Raw genomic sequence first — 17538 nt, 5'->3', positions numbered from 1 at the left:
GCATGTGTACAATGAATTTAAAATATGAAGGCGGTTACATCGTGCGAATTCAAGAAATATCGGTATGGAATCGTGATGAATTAGTGGCGATGCTGGCCGAAAGCTCCAGTGAGGGGTTCAGACATATTGGGCGATTAATCCATGAATATGAGTCAGGAATCAATACATTCGAGCAAGAGGATGAAGCGCTTTTTGAATGCAGAATACACGATAAAGTGGTGGGTATCTGCGGTTTAAACAGAGATCCTTATTCTGAAGTGACTGACACTGGAAGAATTCGTAGGCTTTATGTGATGAGAGAATTTCGAAGACATGGGGTTGGGCGCAGGCTGATTGATGCTGTTATTCTAAAAGCGGAAAATCATTACGCTCGATTGGTTCTGTACACGGATCAACCGGTTGCTGGCTTTTTTTATCACACCTTGGGATTTAGTGAAGTGACGGGTAGGGAGAAAATAACGCATGTACTGGAATTGGGGGAGAAGCGGAGTGGATCATATTAAAGCGGTTATTTTTGATCTGGATAATACGATTCTGAACAGAACGATGACGTTCGAAGGATTCACTCGCAGTCTGATCGAGACTTACTTTGGACATCTGGAGTCCACGGAGGATATTCTCAAAAGAATCATTGAACTTGATCAGGATGGTTATAAAGATAAACGTCTTCTGTTCAAGGAGTTGTTGTTGGAATTGCCGTGGACCGAGCATCCGCCACATGCAGAGCTTATGGAGTTCTATGGCAAAGAGTATGTGAGAAGCGCTATTCTAATGGAACAGGCGCGAGAAGTCGTTCATCATCTCAGAGGGAAATACCTAACCGGATTAATCACCAATGGGCAAACCAATATCCAATATGGGAAAATCGATCAGCTCGGTATCCGGGAAGATTACGATCATATTATTGTTTCGGAAGAGGCAGGAGTCAAGAAACCCGATCCTCGGATCTTTCAGCTTGCCCTTGATCATTTTGGTCTAGCTCCCGAGCAGTGTATTTACGTTGGTGATCATCCGGTAAACGATATTCAGGGAGCGGCGAGCGTTGGCATGAGCACGATCTGGATGAAGGTCAACCAGCCTTGGCAGGACAGCATTACGTCGGGTCCTTTACATACGATTGAGCATCTAAGTGAGCTGAAGAAATTGCTTTAGAAGACGGTTATACAAGTAGATTACTATAATTACAGTTTGGAAAGCGAGGAACATATGGAGATTAGACAGATGGCTACAGCGTTTTTGAGCAATGGCTCAGACATGCTGATGATGAAGGCAGGCAGCAGATTGTTTGATTTTGAATTTTGGGGTGGCATTGGCGGGCATCTGGAACAAGGAGAACTGAACGCACCCATGACCGCCAGCTATCGGGAGATTGAGGAAGAGACTGGATTCAAGCAAGAGGATGTCGAACACTTTCGGCTTCGATATATTTTGTTAGAGGTTAGCGGTGGTGAGATTTGGCAGCAGTTTGTCTATTTCGGAGAGACGAAGCATCGACATTTTGTGCCCTCCGATGAAGGAGAGTTATTCTGGATACCGCTGGATGAGGTGCTGGACTTACATTCGTCTATTCTGATCAAAGCAACGCTCAGGCACTATTTACAACATCCGGGAGCAGAGGAAATCTGGATTGGCAACGTTCAGAGCGGAACAGACCTAAAGGGCACTCCACAGGTAATATGGAACAGAATGCAGGAAACGATAGCATTTGAGCCAAAGGGGGTTATCAATAGTGTTGAAATATAGAACTGAAATAAAAAAATTGAGATGGATAAATTACCTGTTGATCACTGTACTGATTGCTATAATTCTTCCGAGTAGTCATGTAGAGGCAGGCAGCACGATTACAGTGAAAACGAAGGTCCAATATTACAAAGGACAGCCATACATACATACATCTAACAGGTGGAAATAAATTTGTGACGAATAAGCTGAACAAGACATTTAAACTCCACGCAGTGAAAGCAACTCGCCTGGACAAAGAAGAAAAGAAATTAAACAAAAATTATTTCTACGTTACCATGGCCAGTGTAAAGTACAATGCAAAAGAAAAGTTATCTGTGGTATATGAAGATCATGTGTACGCTGGCGGAGCACATGGAATGGATGCGACAAAATCATATAACTATGACTTAAGAACGGGAAAAGAGCTGAAGCTAAGCGAGTACGTTAAAGATGATACTCAGATGGAAAAGGTAGAGAAATCAATCTCAAACAGTCTATTGGCCATGTATAATGCAGGAGTTTCTATTTTTGAAGAAAATATTTATGATTTTCAGCTTGATCAAACATCTGAATTCTTTTTATATGACAAAGGGATCGTCATCCGATTCCACCCTTATGAGGTTGCACCCTACGCTAAAGGGTTTGTAGATATTAAAGTCCCGTTCAGTAAATTCATCAAATAGATCGCATGCAATGCAATAAAAGACATGATCCAAGTTCGATGAGGTCATGTCTTTTTCTATATAATATTTTAAAATAATCTAAATAATTCCAATATTTTCTTACATTTTATAGTATATGAAGAGTGTCCAGGAGGTGAGTGATGAAAATAAGAATCCAATAAATAACTGCACAGTTTAATGACCAGTGATTATTTCTCATATATTATCCCCCCTAAATTATCGGTATAGAGAAGTGTTTTGCGTATCTCAATCACGATTGTTTAACTGTTTGATCGAGTGTATGGCAATACGTAGCGGTCATCTCTAGGCTGACTCAGTTACGAGTTTTCAGACACACCCTAGTTTCATCACTTAACCACCGATTAATATTCGAACCCTGTAGGATGATCGGCATTCGATTAAGAACGTCATTAACCCAGCTCATTGGGTTCAGTCGTGATTATGGTACGACTTTGAATTAACTCCCTTTCAGGTCCCTGCCGATCGTGGACTTAAAACGCCTGGTGGGTCAGGTCTTGAATTAGTTCAATGAGATAAGCGTTTTAAATGGCGTATTTCTTCAGATCATCGAAACGTCGAAAGGAATGAAATTCATATTTCGCTCCAGCTTTGGATTGCTGGCGTAATCGGTTCGGATGAATGCCCTTTGTATCGCGATCTGTAGCCGATCCGGGGATTTCACGCGGCCAAGCGAGATAAGTAGCTTGGATATTTTCTCTATCCGTCAGATAAATATTCTTGTATTACGAACAATGGGAACTTGTTCGTTTCGATAGAAAATATAGTCATAGACCATTAAGCTACCGGCAGTGTGGCGATGAAACGGATCAATGATGAGCCATTTTCATTTACTGGTAACTATCACACTTTATTTTACAATTAGTGTTATTAAAATAAGAATAAAGATGGAATTGGAGCAATAGGATAAATTGTGTTATTTAGATACCATGCTCACGCTCGGCTTGTCAGACCCTTTTAGCATTGCTCCGCTCGATTTTGTCATGCTGTCATCGGCTAAACTGGCCAATTGTTTTTGAGAAATGGCTTCAAATCTCTCCAAACGCAGGAACGGGTACAAACGTAGAATGGAAGCTTTTTCCGGAAACCGGATGCGGTTGTTTGCTTACTGGACCAGGCTTACTTACATGCAGGATTCACATCCGACTACGTGTACATGGATGGCTGGTTTACGCAAGTCCCACTGCTTCGACAGCTCACGTCTAGAGGTTTTTCTTTGATTGGCATGGTGAAGGAAATGAAGCAACGATATCTCGTGCAGAGGCAAGCGAAATTCACTGTGGGATGTGTTTCAACTTCTCCCCAAGTAGGATTCGAAAGATATCAAAGGTTCCTCGATGATACACAACTCATGCGGTTTGTCCTTTTAAGCACAGACGTTACGCTAGATGCTGTAAAAATCGTACCCATCTGCGGTATACGCTGGAGCATCGAGACCTTTTTTAAAGTCACCAAAAGCTAGTTGAGAAATTGGGGACGAAATTTCAAAGGCTTTCCTTTGACCAACTGATTAGCCACACTTCTGTTGTATTCAGCCGTTATTTGGCGATGGAATATGAGCGACGTGAATCGAGTGATGACCGAGCACTCGGGTCTTTTTTCTCTTCTCCGACGAAGCCCGCGATCTGGACTTCCAGACGGCACTTCAACAACTCATGAGTCTAATTTCTTGAAATGTCTCAAGCCAAAACCAAGAAGAAAACAAAACGACTGTTTTTCGTCAAATACAAGTTTGGAACTCTGGTTTGCCCAGCTATATCAAGGATTTAAGATGCGAAAGTTGAATGAATAAATAGTGAAAATTGTAATGTAAAAGGACATATTAGTCTGAAATCTATTGATGACTTACCAAGATGGATATGCCGGCACTTAAATGCCAGCTATGCATAAATTTAATTAATTTTAGGAGGATTTGATGAGAAAATTCAAGAAATCACTTCAGGTTTTATCTCTTATGGTTTTAACAGCAACAGCAGTTGTAGTACCTGTTTCGCCATCTGAGGTACTAGCCCAAACTTCAGAGGCCGCCATCACACAGCAAAGTAATCTTGTTGTTCAGCGAAACTTTGTAGTGAAAGCCATTGGAGATATATGGGCGGAAGGCGAGCGAGAGCGTAGAGCGGCGGGGTATGCAGATGCGCGAAAAATATTTCAGCCAACAGGTCTATATGCAAAAGCTAATGAACAAATTATGATTGAAGTCACAGGCAACAAACCAATTACAGCGGTTATTGGGACACATCGTCATGATGAAGAGTGGGCGATTAGGTATCCATTACAAGTAGGTATAAACACAATTTCCTCACCAAATGGCGGTTTGTTGTCTTTTGATAACAGCAACAATGAAGGTAGTATTCATGTAAATGTAGTGAGTGGGGGTAGTCCGGTTCCATTCTTTGTATTAGGCAAGAACACCAAAGAGGATTGGCAGGCAATGATGAGTGCTTATCCTGATGCACCTTCTGTTGTTCTTCAATCAGAAAAAGCTCTCTTAGTCTTCACATATGCTTCTGCTAGAGACCATATCTTGAATCAAGACCCCGTTCCTGTTTTACAGACTTATGATACGTTTATTGGAGCACAGGATAAAATTTCTGGACTATCAAATTCTGATTCTGATCCTAGACATCATTTAGATAAACATTTGATTGGCATTATTGAGCAACCAAACTACACAGGCGGAGCATATGCATATGCAACTTGGGATGGGGCGATTATGCCTACAAGTACTGGAGCAAACGCCGATTCTTTAGACCTCACAAGAATGGGTTGGGGGCAGTATCACGAAGCAGGTCATTTGAGACAACAAGGTCCTTGGACTTGGGGTGATATGACTGAGGTGACCGTAAATCTATATTCTCTAGCTGCTAAGAAGGCTCTTTATCCTGCTGAACCTGCAAGGTCCCCTGGTGAGTATTTAGCTGCGTTCACGTTTGTAGATCAGCCAACCAAGAATTTTACAGACTCTAGTTCAAAATTAGAAATGTTGTGGCAACTTAATCTTGCTTTTGGGGATAACTTCTACCCAGAGTTACATCGATTGTATCGTGAGACGGCAAAAGCTGATTTGCCAACTACAGATGATCAGAAAAAACAGGCATTTATTCTAAACACTTCAAAAGTAGCTCACTATGACTTGACGCCATTCTTTGATAAATGGGGTTTGTCTGCAACAAATGCAACACGAAACAAGATTAATTCATTGAATTTAACTCTTCTAACTGCACCAATTTGGTTTGGGTCAGAGTATAACATCATTAAACCGACTGATGGAATGGATAAGGTAAAGGGTGTCATTGGGGTAACAACAAATAGTCAAGAGACTTCAAGTTCTAATAATGCCGCAGTAAATGCATTTGATGGAGATACAAATAGTATCTGGCACAGTGAATGGAATAGACAAAATCAGTTCCCTTACAATATTACAGCAAAGTACGCAACTCCATCTACATTCTCCAAACTAACCTATCTACCACGACAAACTGGTGGAGAAAATGGTATTATTACAAATTATAAAATCCTGATTAGTCTTGATGGGGTAACATTCACTGAGGTTGCAACAGGCACTTGGGCAAAGGACAACACAGAAAAGACAGTAACTTTTACACCTACTCTTGCTAAATATGTTCGCCTTGAAGTACCTCAAGGCGGTGGAACAAATGGTTTTGCCTCTGCAAGTGAGATTAAAATCTTTGAAACCGATCCAATAACACCTGTAACAACGTATCTTAGCGATATGGATTGGTTTTCTGCCACAACAGGTTGGGGAACAATTCAAAAAGATCGTAATGCTGATGGAAATACACTTAAGTTAAATGACAAGACCTATATCAAAGGTTTGGGCACACATGCTAACAGTGAAATTGTTTACAAACTGGATGGGAATTACACATCCTTTGCCGCGCTAGTCGGGGTAGATGGTGATGTAGGTGACGTAGGTACTGTGGAGTTCCAAGTTGTTGTAGACAATCAAGTTGTATTTTCCAGTGGTGTGATGAATAAAAATATAGCGGCAAAAGAGGTAAACGTTAATCTTTCCGGAAAGAATGAGCTAAAACTTATTGTAACAGATGGTGGAGATGGTATAAATAGTGACCATGCCGATTGGGTAAATGCCCGTCTTGTTAAATAATGTTGTAAGGTTAAAGCATGTCAAAAAGAGAGGGGCATTCCCTCTCTTTTTGCTTTAGGGTTGATTGAGAATATGTAACTTTAATAAGAATAAAAGTCTAGTATAGAGGTACCGTTAAAATTTCAAAGGAAATTAGCATAAAGATAATAGGATCTATTTAAGTTATCGGAGGATTTGAAGCAAATTATTTAGTGCCTTATCAAGGCCAATTTATAAATAGTAATTTATGAAAAAGCTTAGCACTTGATAAACCTTAGAAGTGATCTTCCAGCGCTATACAAAACCAGCGGGATTTCCTTATCATACGGAATTTTTGGCTTGTATTGTATAATTTTCGCTTTGCGCTCTGAACTGGAGTGCATCTCCCGGATCAACGAGTTATATTGTACAGCGTGCGACACCGCAGGCGGGCACTACCACGCCAACGTCGAATCTAATTCTGCAATATCGAGCGGCAGATACCGATGCAACGAACAATCATATCAAGCCCTATTTTAATATCAAAAACAATGGTACATCCGCTGTGAACCTGAGTGGTCTGAAGATCCGTTATTACTTCACGAAAGATGGCTCCGAAGGATTGAATACGATCATCGATTGGGCACAGATTGGAGCAGCCAACATTACGACAAGCCTCGGCAGTGTCACGGGCACGAATGCAGATACCTATGTCGAGATTGGTTTCACTTCGGGTGCAGGGTCTCTACTAGCGGGAGGTCAGACGGGAGACATCCCAGCTGCGTATTCACAAGGATAATTGGGGGATTTTAACGAAAATAATGACTATTGCTTCCGTCCAACGCAGACTTCCTATGACGTGTGGAACAAGGTAACCCTGCATCAGAATGACACCCTGATTTCCGGGGTCACACCTTAACGCTCAGCGTATCCGCTATTCAGGCTGACCGCAGCAGCGTGTATATGCTGGGGCAGCCTGAACGTGCGAACCGGTTTAACTTTACCGATACAGAGCCGGTTGAATTCATTGTTGGGATAACTTCAAGACATCTGATTACGCTATAATAATTCGATTTTTCATTCGTCTGTTCCGATGTTCTATAGCTTCCTCATAATCCCCGATCAGTGTATCAAAAATATGCTCCCATGACCGCTGTTCCGCAAGCTTTCTGCCTTCCAATCCCATCATTCTCAATTGGTTCCCGTGATGTCCCCAGAGACATATCTCCCGAATTAGTGCACCTGCCTGACCTGGCGCGAACAATACGCCACTACGGTGATGTGCCACCAAATCCTTCACCCCACCGGCATTGGCTGCCATAACGGGTAAGCCTGAAGCCATCGCTTCCAGCACCACATTGCCAAATGTCTCTGTAGCGGATGGAAACACAAACATATCTGCCGAAGCATACATAGCAGCCAGTTCTTCACCATGCATGTATCCTGTAAAGGTAACATTGGATGGAGCCTGCATACGCATTTTGGGAAGTGAAGGTCCATCACCAACAATAATCCAGTGAACACGGGTTTGCATCTCTTCGGGCATCTGCTGCATGGTGGCGGTTAGTGTGGCGATATCTTTCTCAGGGGCAATGCGTCCAACGTAGAGTAAAATAAGTGGAGCGGTAATATGGTAACGTTCGCGGATCGCCGAGCTGCGTTTATCGGGGGAATAGAGGTTGCAGTCAATCCCGCGGGACCACAGCTTTAAACGCTGTATACCTTGGACCTGTAATGTGTTTAGCGTTTCCTGCGATGGAGTGAGTGTTGCATCACAGGCACGGTGGAACCATTGGATGTATTTCCAGTAGAGCGGAATCATGCTTTTCAACCGGTAGTATTCGAGATAACGATCGAAGTGGGTATGGTAGGAGACAACATGGGGAAGATGATCTTTGAGCGCATACCTCAGACCGTGTAGCCCCATATTAAAAGGTGTGGCGATATGCATCAGATCGGGCTGAAAGGCTTGCAACTGTTGGTGCATGGCTGCTCTGCTAGGTAGCGCAATGCGGCATTCGGGATACAAAAAAAAGGGAATGTTGGCAACGGTTCGGACTTGAGTCTCCTGGCTTCCTTCAATGACGGACTTCGGAGTAAACAGCAGATGTTCAATTCTCTTGCGGTTCAGATGGTTACTCAAGCGGTGGAGCGTGCCAGCAACACCATTGGTTTCCGGAAGATAGGTGTCTGTGAACAAGGCCAGGCGCATCATTACCCCTCCCAAGACTCGTGATGCCAAGATCATAACAGCGGATCATTTTCCCGAGGTCAAGTGCACGTTAACTTGGCAATATTCCCTGTAAATTTGATAAAAGTGATACACAATACGATCTTCTATAAATTCAACTTGTATAGCGTATTCTGCTATGATGTAATAACGTGTCGGCGTAGTTGAAATTGAAATTCACACAATAACGGAGAGGGCAGAAAAAAACTGAAGAAGCGAAGCTAAAAGCTTTCTGCAAGAAAGCTGCTTCGGAAGCATACACCTCGCCTTTATCACCGGATTTTCCCCTTTAATAAAGGGAATGAAAAAATCTGGGGATAACAGCGATCGGAAGTTTATTCTGACCGCGTAGTGGTCCAGTGTAAAAAATTCGTTTAAACTATTCAGACAGAGAGATACAGGAGGCAGAGAAAGATGAACAAGTTACAAGAAGAACTGCAAGAATTGATACCACTCGATCAGCTTGAAGAGATCTCGGGTGAAGAAGTGGTGGGGGGTATTGCCATGGACCTATATCGGGCTGAATTTGCGACGATTCGAGAGAGTGGACCGGAACTCCCGCAAGTACTGCGAGATACCATTCTAATCATAGATTTGGATACCGAGCTGTCCATGAATGGTATGACCGGTTTCCTTGAGAATACCAGCGGGCAGTATCTCGGTGAGACAATAGCAGCCATGGAGCGGATCGGCAATGAGGCAGATACCTTGATCCTGAAGAAGATTGAGCAGATATTGTCCGAAAGCGGGGTAACGCACGGGCAATTACGAGATAATGTGAATGGCCTGTCCGAAGATGACATCACGACAAGCCTGCAAACACACGGGGAACAGATTCATGAGGTATTGCAGCAAATTGAGCTGGAAGCCGGCAATTTAAGCATGCAATCGGATAACGAAGAAAGCTTCGACTTGCTTTATCAGTATGTGGATGCCAACAAAGATCGTCTGAAAAAGGAGATGCAGCACTTCTTGTCTAATTGAATGGGAAGAGGAGGCGAAATCACTAACATGAACAAAAGATTAGCAACGGAATCCGTTCTGGTTACTCTGTTATTCATCATCGGTTTTGTAGCATGGAATGTCGTTCAAGGTATGATCACGACCAAGAATTATGTACCTGATCTAATGAACACTGCTTCATCGGGTACGCCAATGCAATCCAAGGTTGCCTTTGGAACTATTGTTCGATGGGATACAACCTCCATGATCATGGCTGTTGCCGGGTTCATTTTGCTCGCCGCTGCATATTACGGTCTTCGATCAGGCATGCAGCGCTGGACACAGCGTTCCTGAGATCGGACATCCATGGAATATGCTATACTACGTCCGGTTATTATTGTACAGTCCCGTTGCTGTATAACCCGCTGAACCCTGCCCTGAGTCAACCGACTCGGGGTTTTTGTTATTCCAGGATGTGGTCAGGTTCCATTCGAATCTATGCGCTAATGTTTTTCCGCTTGGAAGGGGAAATTTTCTAGATCCAAGGTTCAGGGAGAATCCGTTACAATGATCTTGTAAGCGCTTATCGTTTTGGATAGAGAGAGGAGGAGAGACAGAGATCATGATTACAACGAATCAGATTTATCTCGATCAGACATTGCATAGCAAAGAGGACGTATTGGATTTCATATCTGCGGAGGCAGAGCGTTACAGCATCACTACAAACCGTGCACAACTTGCGGCTGATCTGTGGGAACGCGAACGTGTCTACTCCACCGGACTTCAGGATCACTTTGCGATTCCCCATACCCAGAGTGAAGTTGTAACCCGTCCGGCAGTGATGGTCATTCGATTACGCGAGTCGATTGATTGGGAATCACATGACGGCAAGCCGGTAAAAACTATTTTTGCCATCCTTGTGCCCAAAGGTCATGTAGATGTATCCCATCTGCAAATCATCTCTTCACTTGCCACTTTATTGCTTGAAGATTCATTCAAAGAGGCCATTGCAGAAGCGGCGCAGCCGGAAGAGGTATATGCTTTGCTTCATCAATATACGGAAGGACTGGTGTCATAATGAAAATCGTAGGTGTAACGTCATGTATTGCAGGTCTCGCCCATACCCCGATGGCCGCCAAAGCATTGGAGAAAGCGGCTCAGCAACTGGGCTATGAGATCAAAGTGGAACAACAGGGTGCCATGGGTCAAGTCAACAAGCTGACGGAAGAGGACATTGCAGCAGCGAATTTTGTACTGATTGCAGCGGATCAAACGGTGAAGGACATGGATCGGTTTGGCGACAAAAAAGTCGTACGTGTCAAAATCGGTCATGCCGTAAGTCAGGCAGAAGCGGTATTAACCAAAGCCGTCGAGGCTGTGAACGCACAAGTTTAACCCCACCTTCCACATGAGGAGAGAGTACGATGAGAAAATGGTTTGGTGAAGCAAAAACACATCTAATGACAGGTATCTCCTATCTGCTGCCGGTCATTATCGCGGGTTCCCTGGTCGTTGCCATATGTAAAATTATCGCACTAACGATGGGCATTACTGATCTTGATCCGTACAAAGATGGAAGCGGATTCTTGCATATTTTATATCTCGTGCAAAATGTAGGATGGAGCGGCATCGGACTATTGACGATTGTCCTGTCCGGTTATATTGCGTACTCCATTGCCGACAAACCTGCGCTGGCCGCAGGTCTGATCGGCGGGGTGCTGGCACAGCAGACCAACGCTGGTTTCCTGGGCGCGTTGATCTCCGGTTTTTTTGCCGGATACATCACCTTATGGGTCAAAAACAAAGTCAAGATTACAGGACCGGCCGCTGGCTCGGTACCGTTAATCATTTTACCGCTGATTACCGTAGGTTTAACCGGATTTCTGATGGCAGTCATTCTGGGTGGCCCGCTGGGCGCACTGAATGAGTATCTCATTGCTTGGGTTCAAAACATGAGCCAGAGCGGAACGAATACGGTTCTACTTGCCATTATTCTGGGAGCGATGATCGGATTCGATCTCGGCGGTCCGGTCAATAAAGCGGCATGGATGGCAGGCAACGCCCTGTTCCTGTCCGGTGTCTATCTGCCGAATGTTTTTATCAATATTGCCATCTGCATTCCGCCGCTTGGTTATGGTTTGGCGACATTGCTGATGAAGAAACGTTTTTCCAAAACCTATCAGGAAGCGGGAAAAGGTGCAGTGATTATGGGCGTGATCGGTATCACGGAAGGTGCAATTCCGTTCACACTGCGTAACCCTGCCAAAATGATTCTGGTCAACATGTTTGCCTGTGCAACGGGTGCTGCTCTGACTGCATTGCTGGGAGCACATATCATCATGCCACCGATCGGTGGGTTATATGGAGCTGTATCGGTAGGTACCCCAATCGCGTACCTCGCCGGAGGCATCGTCGGCGCACTGATTGTCGCGGGTGGCACCATGCTGGTGAACTTCCGCGGTGAAGAAGAGAAACAGCCTGCCAAGACTCAGGAAGCTTCGGTGAAGAAAAACGGGGAAGAAATCGAACTCGTTTTTGACTAAAAGTACATGTTCAAAAAGATCGGTTTTCAGTATCGAGAAGATGGGATGAAGGTAGAAATGGAGTAGCGGAGCAACCTTTAAAAAGCATCTGGAGGGATATAGAGATATGAGTGAGAGCAATCGTACCAAAGTACATGTGATTCCACATACACACTGGGACCGGGAATGGTATTTTACGACCTCCCGTTCCAAAGTGTATCTCGTCAAACACGTCAAGGAAATATTGAACGCACTAGAGAAAATCGATGGATTTCATTATTACCTGCTGGATGCACAGGGCTCGCTGCTGGATGATTACATCCGCTGGTGTCCCGAAGATGAGGAACGGATCCGCCAACTGGTTTCAGCCAAACGACTGATGACGGGACCCTGGTATACACAGACGGATCAATTGGTGATTTCCAGTGAATCCATGGTCCGAAACCTGTATTATGGTATGAAAACAGCACAAAAGTACGGACATGCGATGAAGGTTGGTTATGTCCCGGATGCGTTTGGACAATCGGCACAGATGCCGCAGATCTATCGTGAGTTTGGCATTGAACGTTTCCTGTTCTGGCGTGGCGTCTCGGATAATACGAATCCACATACGGAATTTACGTGGGAAGGATCGGATGGCAGCCGTGTATTTGCGGTACAGATGCCATTCGGGTATTACTACGGTGGTAACATTCCGGAAAATGAGGAAGATCTGATTCCTTATCTGGAGAAACAGATCGGTGCACTTGAACGGAAAGCCTCCACCAAACATATCTATTTCCCTAATGGGTTTGATCAGGCGCCTGTCCGGTTGAACCTGCCGGAGTTGATTGAAAGCTTCAATGCGCTGGATACCGAACGCGAATATGTGATGAATGAACCGGAACGTTTTCTGGAGGAGATCGAAGCGGATAGTCAGGATCTGCCTGTACTTCGGGGTGAATTAATGGAAGCCAAGCACATGCGCATTCACAAATCCATTTTTTCCACTCGTGCAGATCTCAAGCAGCAGAATAACCGGATTGAGAATCTGATCGCCAATACGCTCGAACCTGTACTTGCGATTAGCCATTCTCTCGGGCATGATTACCCGCATCGCATTGTTGAGGACATCTGGAAGCTATTGTTTGAGAATGCGGCACATGACAGCATCGGTGGCTGTAACAGCGATACAACGAATCAGGACGTTGCATTCCGTTACAAACAAGCCTATGATATCGCACTGAATCTGCTCGACCTCCATATGCGGATGATTGCTTCAACGATTCAACAAGAGGAGACATTTGCGTTCACCCTGTTCAACACGCTACCGTATGTGCGAGGCGGGGTTACCGAGATCGAAGCTTATATTCCGGAAGAGTCCTTTGTGATTCGGGATACGAAGGGGCGCGAGTTGGCCTATAGCATTGTGGAAAAAGTAGACCAGACCGATTATGTGCTTGGACAGCATATTGATCTTAATCCAAGTCGCAAAGTCCATCTGCCAGAACGGGTATATCGTGCCAAACTGCTGGTAGAACTGCAAGAAGTTCCGGCAATGGGCTACACCCAGATTGTGTTTGATTTCAGTCAGGGTGCTGCACCTGTCATGGAGCGGCGTAACGGGGACACGATTGAAAATGAACATTTCACCATTGCGCTACAAGCAAACGGCACCTTGCAAATTACAGACAAGCGATCAGGCCAAGTGTATGCGGATCAAATGGTTTTTGAAGATAATGGGGATGACGGAGATTCCTACAACTATTCTCCACCCGAGCGAGACCTGATTGTTTCTTCTGCAGGCAGTCAGATGAGTGCAACGACTACCCAAACGTCTGTATCCCAGACACTCTCCCTGCGTCTCACGCTGGATGTTCCCTATGATCTGGAAGAGCGCGCCGCAGGCATCACATCAGGAGCATTGCCAATGCAGGTGCAGATATCTCTTCGCAAAGGAGAGAAGCTGATCCGCTTCCAGGTTCAGGTGCAGAATGAGGTGTTCAGCCACCGTCTGCGTGTCCTTTTTGATACAGGAATTGCTTCCGCCCTATCCATTGCAGATCAGCCTTTCGGTGTGATTGCTCGTCCAACCTCATTGCCAGAAGTGGAGGTATGGGAGCGCGAACAATGGCAGGAGAAACCGATCACCATTGAAGCGATGCAGAGTTATGCCGGGTTGAACAACGGTTCGCATGGTATGGCTGTGATGACGGAAGGTGTACGTGAGTACGAGATTGTTGGCGAGCATATGGATACCATTGCCCTGACCTTGTTCCGCACTTTCGGTTTCATGGGTAAAGAAAACCTGTTGTATCGCCCCGGACGGGCCTCCGGTGAGAAAATTGTGGCTACTCCAGATGCGCAATTGCTCGGGGAATTGTCCTTTACCTTTGGCTTGCATATCCAGACTTCTGGGTTCGACGAAGCGAATGTAGCTCGTGCTGCGCGTGAATATTTGACACCAATCAGCAGTTATCAGCTATGCGACTTTTTGAACGGACGACTGATCTTTGCTTTCCGTGATGAGGAACGTGTGCTGGAAACCGACTACAGCCTGATGTCGTTTAGCGACGATTCCAACGTGGTATTAAGTAGCTTTAAGAAAGCAGAGCAGAGTGAGGGTTACATTGTACGTGTCTTCAATCCGTATTTGTCACAGCCTGCAAAAGCGAACATGCAGTTCAATCAGCCTGTACATGCAGAGCGTGTATCTCTTGGTGAACAACCACTGGAGCCTCAGCAGAGGTTAACCGATGGAGAAGAGGTCGTTCGTCTACCGGAACTCGCACATTGCAAATTGATGACTGTACTTGTAAGCAAAATTTCAGAATAACATCACTTAGAAAGTTAGCTGTACGCAGAATGATCCAATGTTCATGACATCTATATAAGTTGAACTAATCATTTACACGATAACGGAGAGGACAGAAAAAAACTGAAAAAGCAAAGCGTTCGCCTTTATCCCCGGATTTTCCCCTTCAGAAAAGGAAATCAAAAAATCTGGGGATAACAGCGATTGGAAGGTTATTCTGTCTTCGTAGTGTCCGTGTAAATAATCTTTAGTTCAACTTATATAGTGAACTTATAACGATGATCAGAAGGGAGGTCGGATATCGATATGATTTTTCCAACTAAACGGTTGAAAAGGCTGTTCCATCTCATTCACGGTGAAGGGCAGGAACAGGCTTGGACGAGCCAAGCACTTGCAGACAGGCTGGAAGTTACGGTGCGTACCATTCGGGATGATCTGAAAAAGTTGGATCACATCCTTGCAGGACATGGCGGGAGTCTGGAGTCCAAGCGTGGACGGGGATATTCCATTCATGTACATGATGCGAAGCGGTATGATGAACTGCTGGAGGAACGACAGGATGATCGGCAAGCAGGTGCGCCAATACCTGGGTCACCGGATGAACGCATACGTTATGAATTGTTCAAGTTGCTTGGTGAACCAGGTCATATCAAGATGGAAGACCTCGCTGATCAACTGTTTATAAGCCGTGCGACAATGAACAATGATCTGAAAATCATTCGTCAGATTCTGGAGAACTACCAGCTTCAGCTTCAGATTAAGCCAGGACATGGTGTAAAGGTTGTTGGAGACGAGCAAAGATTCCGTTATTGCCTTGCCGAGTATGCCGATGCGCGAGATGAAGAACTGGGACCGGAAGGCATGACTTCTGCACAGGAACGTTTGTTGTACCCAATCGAACCCGCGCACATCCGCGAGATCGTCATTCGCCATGTAGGCAAACAGGATGTTCGTATTGCAGATGTGGCACTGAAAGATCTGATTACGCATCTGGCGGTTATGGTATTGCGTATCAAACAGGGGCATGAACTGGAGCGATTCGAGAACGTAGAGGCGAATCTGCAGGATCAGCAACTTGCACAGCAGATTATTCAGGATCTGGAGTCCTTATATTCCATTCATTGTCCAGTGGGAGAGCGAAATTATCTGCTGCTTCATATTGTTAGCAAAAAAATGACCGCTACCGATTGGAATGGACTTCGAAGTGATCCGTTATATGTTGCTGTACAGCAGATGCTGGGTCATATCTATGATCGGTACACCTATGATCTGCGTGATGATGAACGCTTGCCGAATGATCTGTATGTTCATTTGAAGCCCATGATCACACGACTGGAACATGGCATGAATATGCGGAATCCATTGCTGGGACATATACGTAAATATTATCCACTGGCCTATGAGATTACGATTAGTGCAGTGAAACAGCTGCAGACATACGTACCTCATGAGATCAATGACAGCGAGATTGGTTACCTGGCTCTCCACATTGGTGCAGCATTGGAACGTAAATATCAGATTCCTCATCGCAAACGGAAATCCGTATTACTCGTCTGTGGATCAGGATACGGCACAGCGCGTATTCTTGAATCGAGATTGCGTTCGTTATTTGCTGAGCTGGAGGTCTCCCGTGTAGTTTCGCTTCGGGAGTACGAGGAGATGGGGAGTGTGCCAGAAGATTTGGTCATTTCTACGATCCGGTTACGGGAGTCCAAAGGCAAACCGTCGGCTGTCATTGCTGCGATTCCATCCGAACGCGACATGGCAACGATTACTCATCTGGTGCGAGCCAGTGATGAGCGGGAAGAAATGACATTGCTGCGTTACTTTGATCCAGAGTTGTTCATATTTCGGTCCGATCAGCCTGACAAAATGACACTTATGGCGGAGATGAGCGGGGCGCTGTTGGAGAAGGGAATTGTAACGGAGCAATTCTGGCCAGCTGTGCAGGAGCGGGAAAAGATGGCTTCAACCGCGCTTGGAAGAGGTATGGCGATTCCGCATCCCATGGAGCTGAGTTCAACCCGTACGACCGTATCCGTATGTTTGTTAGAGAAGCCGATTCCGTGGGATGAGGAAAATGAAGTACATGCTGTATTTATGTTATCCATCTGCAAAGAGGATTACGAGCAGGCGATGGGGATCTATGATTTGTTTGTAGAATTGATCCGGCAGGAGGAGCAACTGGAAAGCCTGCGATCCTGTGACAGCTTCGATGCCTTTGCCAAGATTGTATGTGAAACGTTGAGTCTGAAAAGTACCGAAGTGTATTAATATATATGTTCATTATGGATATTTACACGGACACTCCGATGACAGAATAACCTTCCGATCGCTGTTATCCCCAGATTTTTTGGATTCCCTTTTCGAAAGGGGAAAATCCGTGGATAGCGTATGCTTCCGATGCAGCTTTCTTTCAGAAAGCTTTTAGGCGAACGCTTTGCTTCTTCAAGTTATTTCTGTCCTCTCCGTTATCGTGTAATTGTTAAATGGAACATATATAGATCAGCTCGTTACTATGTGAAACTGTCCCAACC

15 protein-coding genes are annotated in these 17538 nt (G+C 44.9%); 14 read left to right on the top strand and 1 reads right to left on the bottom strand.

Annotation, left to right across the window (positions count from 1 at the left end; genetic code table 11):
- Positions 1 to 11: 11 nt before the first annotated feature.
- From C0Q44_RS14580 to C0Q44_RS31500, 7 genes are all read left to right on the top strand, one after another.
- A complete protein-coding gene (locus C0Q44_RS14580; RefSeq protein ID WP_258166328.1) occupies positions 12 to 503 on the top strand; it encodes a GNAT family N-acetyltransferase in 492 nt (163 codons plus the stop codon).
- On the top strand, positions 463 to 1152 hold the full coding sequence (locus C0Q44_RS14575) for an HAD family hydrolase (RefSeq protein WP_258166327.1): 690 nt from the start codon (positions 463 to 465) through the stop codon (positions 1150 to 1152). The genes C0Q44_RS14580 and C0Q44_RS14575 overlap by 41 nt, the downstream gene beginning before the upstream one ends.
- Before the next feature lie 36 nt (positions 1153 to 1188).
- Positions 1189 to 1743 carry an NUDIX domain-containing protein gene (locus C0Q44_RS14570; RefSeq protein WP_258166326.1) on the top strand — a complete coding sequence of 185 codons (555 nt, stop codon included), beginning with the start codon at positions 1189 to 1191 and terminating at the stop codon, positions 1741 to 1743.
- Positions 1744 to 1916: 173 nt separating this feature from the next.
- The gene (locus C0Q44_RS14560) at positions 1917 to 2405 is read left to right on the top strand and encodes a DUF3298 and DUF4163 domain-containing protein (protein ID WP_105408025.1); all 489 of its coding nucleotides are present in this window, start codon (positions 1917 to 1919) and stop codon (positions 2403 to 2405) included.
- Positions 2406 to 3579: 1174 nt separating this feature from the next.
- Positions 3580 to 3885 (top strand): transposase, encoded by a 306-nt coding sequence (locus tag C0Q44_RS31790; protein ID WP_374955101.1) that lies wholly within the window; start codon positions 3580 to 3582, stop codon positions 3883 to 3885.
- A 453-nt stretch (positions 3886 to 4338) separates the two neighbouring features.
- A complete protein-coding gene (locus tag C0Q44_RS14545) occupies positions 4339 to 6555 on the top strand; it encodes an NPCBM/NEW2 domain-containing protein (RefSeq protein WP_105408023.1) in 2217 nt (738 codons plus the stop codon).
- A gap of 346 nt (positions 6556 to 6901) precedes the next feature.
- Positions 6902 to 7312, top strand: coding sequence for a cellulose binding domain-containing protein (locus tag C0Q44_RS31500; protein WP_308737437.1), 411 nt, complete (start codon positions 6902 to 6904; stop codon positions 7310 to 7312).
- A 255-nt stretch (positions 7313 to 7567) separates the two neighbouring features.
- On the opposite strand, the gene C0Q44_RS14535 is transcribed toward C0Q44_RS31500, so the two are convergent.
- The gene (locus C0Q44_RS14535; RefSeq protein WP_105408022.1) at positions 7568 to 8725 is read right to left on the bottom strand and encodes a glycosyltransferase family 4 protein; all 1158 of its coding nucleotides are present in this window, start codon (positions 8723 to 8725) and stop codon (positions 7568 to 7570) included.
- Positions 8726 to 9157: 432 nt separating this feature from the next.
- On the opposite strand from C0Q44_RS14535, the gene C0Q44_RS14530 reads away from it, so the two are divergent.
- From C0Q44_RS14530 to C0Q44_RS14500, 7 genes are all read left to right on the top strand, one after another.
- Positions 9158 to 9727 (top strand): DMP19 family protein, encoded by a 570-nt coding sequence (locus C0Q44_RS14530; protein ID WP_105408021.1) that lies wholly within the window; start codon positions 9158 to 9160, stop codon positions 9725 to 9727.
- Between the two features lie 27 nt (positions 9728 to 9754).
- The gene (locus tag C0Q44_RS14525; RefSeq protein WP_105408020.1) at positions 9755 to 10039 is read left to right on the top strand and encodes a hypothetical protein; all 285 of its coding nucleotides are present in this window, start codon (positions 9755 to 9757) and stop codon (positions 10037 to 10039) included.
- Between the two features lie 268 nt (positions 10040 to 10307).
- Entirely contained in the window at positions 10308 to 10763 is a 456-nt protein-coding gene (locus C0Q44_RS14520) for a PTS sugar transporter subunit IIA (protein ID WP_105408019.1), read from the top strand.
- Complete coding sequence (locus tag C0Q44_RS14515) at positions 10763 to 11080, top strand: PTS fructose transporter subunit IIB (RefSeq protein WP_105408018.1); 318 nt, start codon at positions 10763 to 10765, stop codon at positions 11078 to 11080. Before C0Q44_RS14520 ends, C0Q44_RS14515 begins: the two co-directional genes overlap by 1 nt.
- Before the next feature lie 29 nt (positions 11081 to 11109).
- A complete protein-coding gene (locus tag C0Q44_RS14510; RefSeq protein WP_105408017.1) occupies positions 11110 to 12228 on the top strand; it encodes a PTS fructose transporter subunit IIC in 1119 nt (372 codons plus the stop codon).
- A 106-nt stretch (positions 12229 to 12334) separates the two neighbouring features.
- On the top strand, positions 12335 to 15022 hold the full coding sequence (gene mngB / locus C0Q44_RS14505; protein WP_258166325.1) for a mannosylglycerate hydrolase: 2688 nt from the start codon (positions 12335 to 12337) through the stop codon (positions 15020 to 15022).
- A 285-nt stretch (positions 15023 to 15307) separates the two neighbouring features.
- Positions 15308 to 17275, top strand: a complete 1968-nt coding sequence (locus C0Q44_RS14500; protein WP_105408015.1) for a BglG family transcription antiterminator — start codon at positions 15308 to 15310, stop codon at positions 17273 to 17275.
- The last annotated feature ends 263 nt before the right edge of the window (positions 17276 to 17538 follow it).

It is taken from the genome of Paenibacillus sp. PCH8 (assembly GCF_002968835.1).
GTDB lineage: Bacteria > Bacillota > Bacilli > Paenibacillales > Paenibacillaceae > Paenibacillus.
This window is presented reverse-complemented; position numbering and strand designations above follow the sequence as displayed.

Excerpts from the sequence above, each read along its gene's own strand:
- mngB (WP_258166325.1), top strand. The coding sequence starts at position 12,335 with ATGAGTGAGAGCAATCGTACCAAAGTACATGTGATTCCACATACACAC.
- C0Q44_RS14575 (WP_258166327.1), top strand. The coding sequence starts at position 463 with ATGTACTGGAATTGGGGGAGAAGCGGAGTGGATCATATTAAAGCGGTT.
- C0Q44_RS14510 (WP_105408017.1), top strand. The coding sequence starts at position 11,110 with ATGAGAAAATGGTTTGGTGAAGCAAAAACACATCTAATGACAGGTATC.
- C0Q44_RS14525 (WP_105408020.1), top strand. The coding sequence starts at position 9,755 with ATGAACAAAAGATTAGCAACGGAATCCGTTCTGGTTACTCTGTTATTC.
- C0Q44_RS14580 (WP_258166328.1), top strand. The coding sequence starts at position 12 with ATGAATTTAAAATATGAAGGCGGTTACATCGTGCGAATTCAAGAAATA.
- C0Q44_RS14500 (WP_105408015.1), top strand. The coding sequence starts at position 15,308 with ATGATTTTTCCAACTAAACGGTTGAAAAGGCTGTTCCATCTCATTCAC.
- C0Q44_RS14535 (WP_105408022.1), bottom strand. The coding sequence starts at position 8,725 with ATGCGCCTGGCCTTGTTCACAGACACCTATCTTCCGGAAACCAATGGT.
- C0Q44_RS14545 (WP_105408023.1), top strand. The coding sequence starts at position 4,339 with ATGAGAAAATTCAAGAAATCACTTCAGGTTTTATCTCTTATGGTTTTA.
- C0Q44_RS14530 (WP_105408021.1), top strand. The coding sequence starts at position 9,158 with ATGAACAAGTTACAAGAAGAACTGCAAGAATTGATACCACTCGATCAG.
- C0Q44_RS14520 (WP_105408019.1), top strand. The coding sequence starts at position 10,308 with ATGATTACAACGAATCAGATTTATCTCGATCAGACATTGCATAGCAAA.
- C0Q44_RS31790 (WP_374955101.1), top strand. The coding sequence starts at position 3,580 with ATGGATGGCTGGTTTACGCAAGTCCCACTGCTTCGACAGCTCACGTCT.
- C0Q44_RS14515 (WP_105408018.1), top strand. The coding sequence starts at position 10,763 with ATGAAAATCGTAGGTGTAACGTCATGTATTGCAGGTCTCGCCCATACC.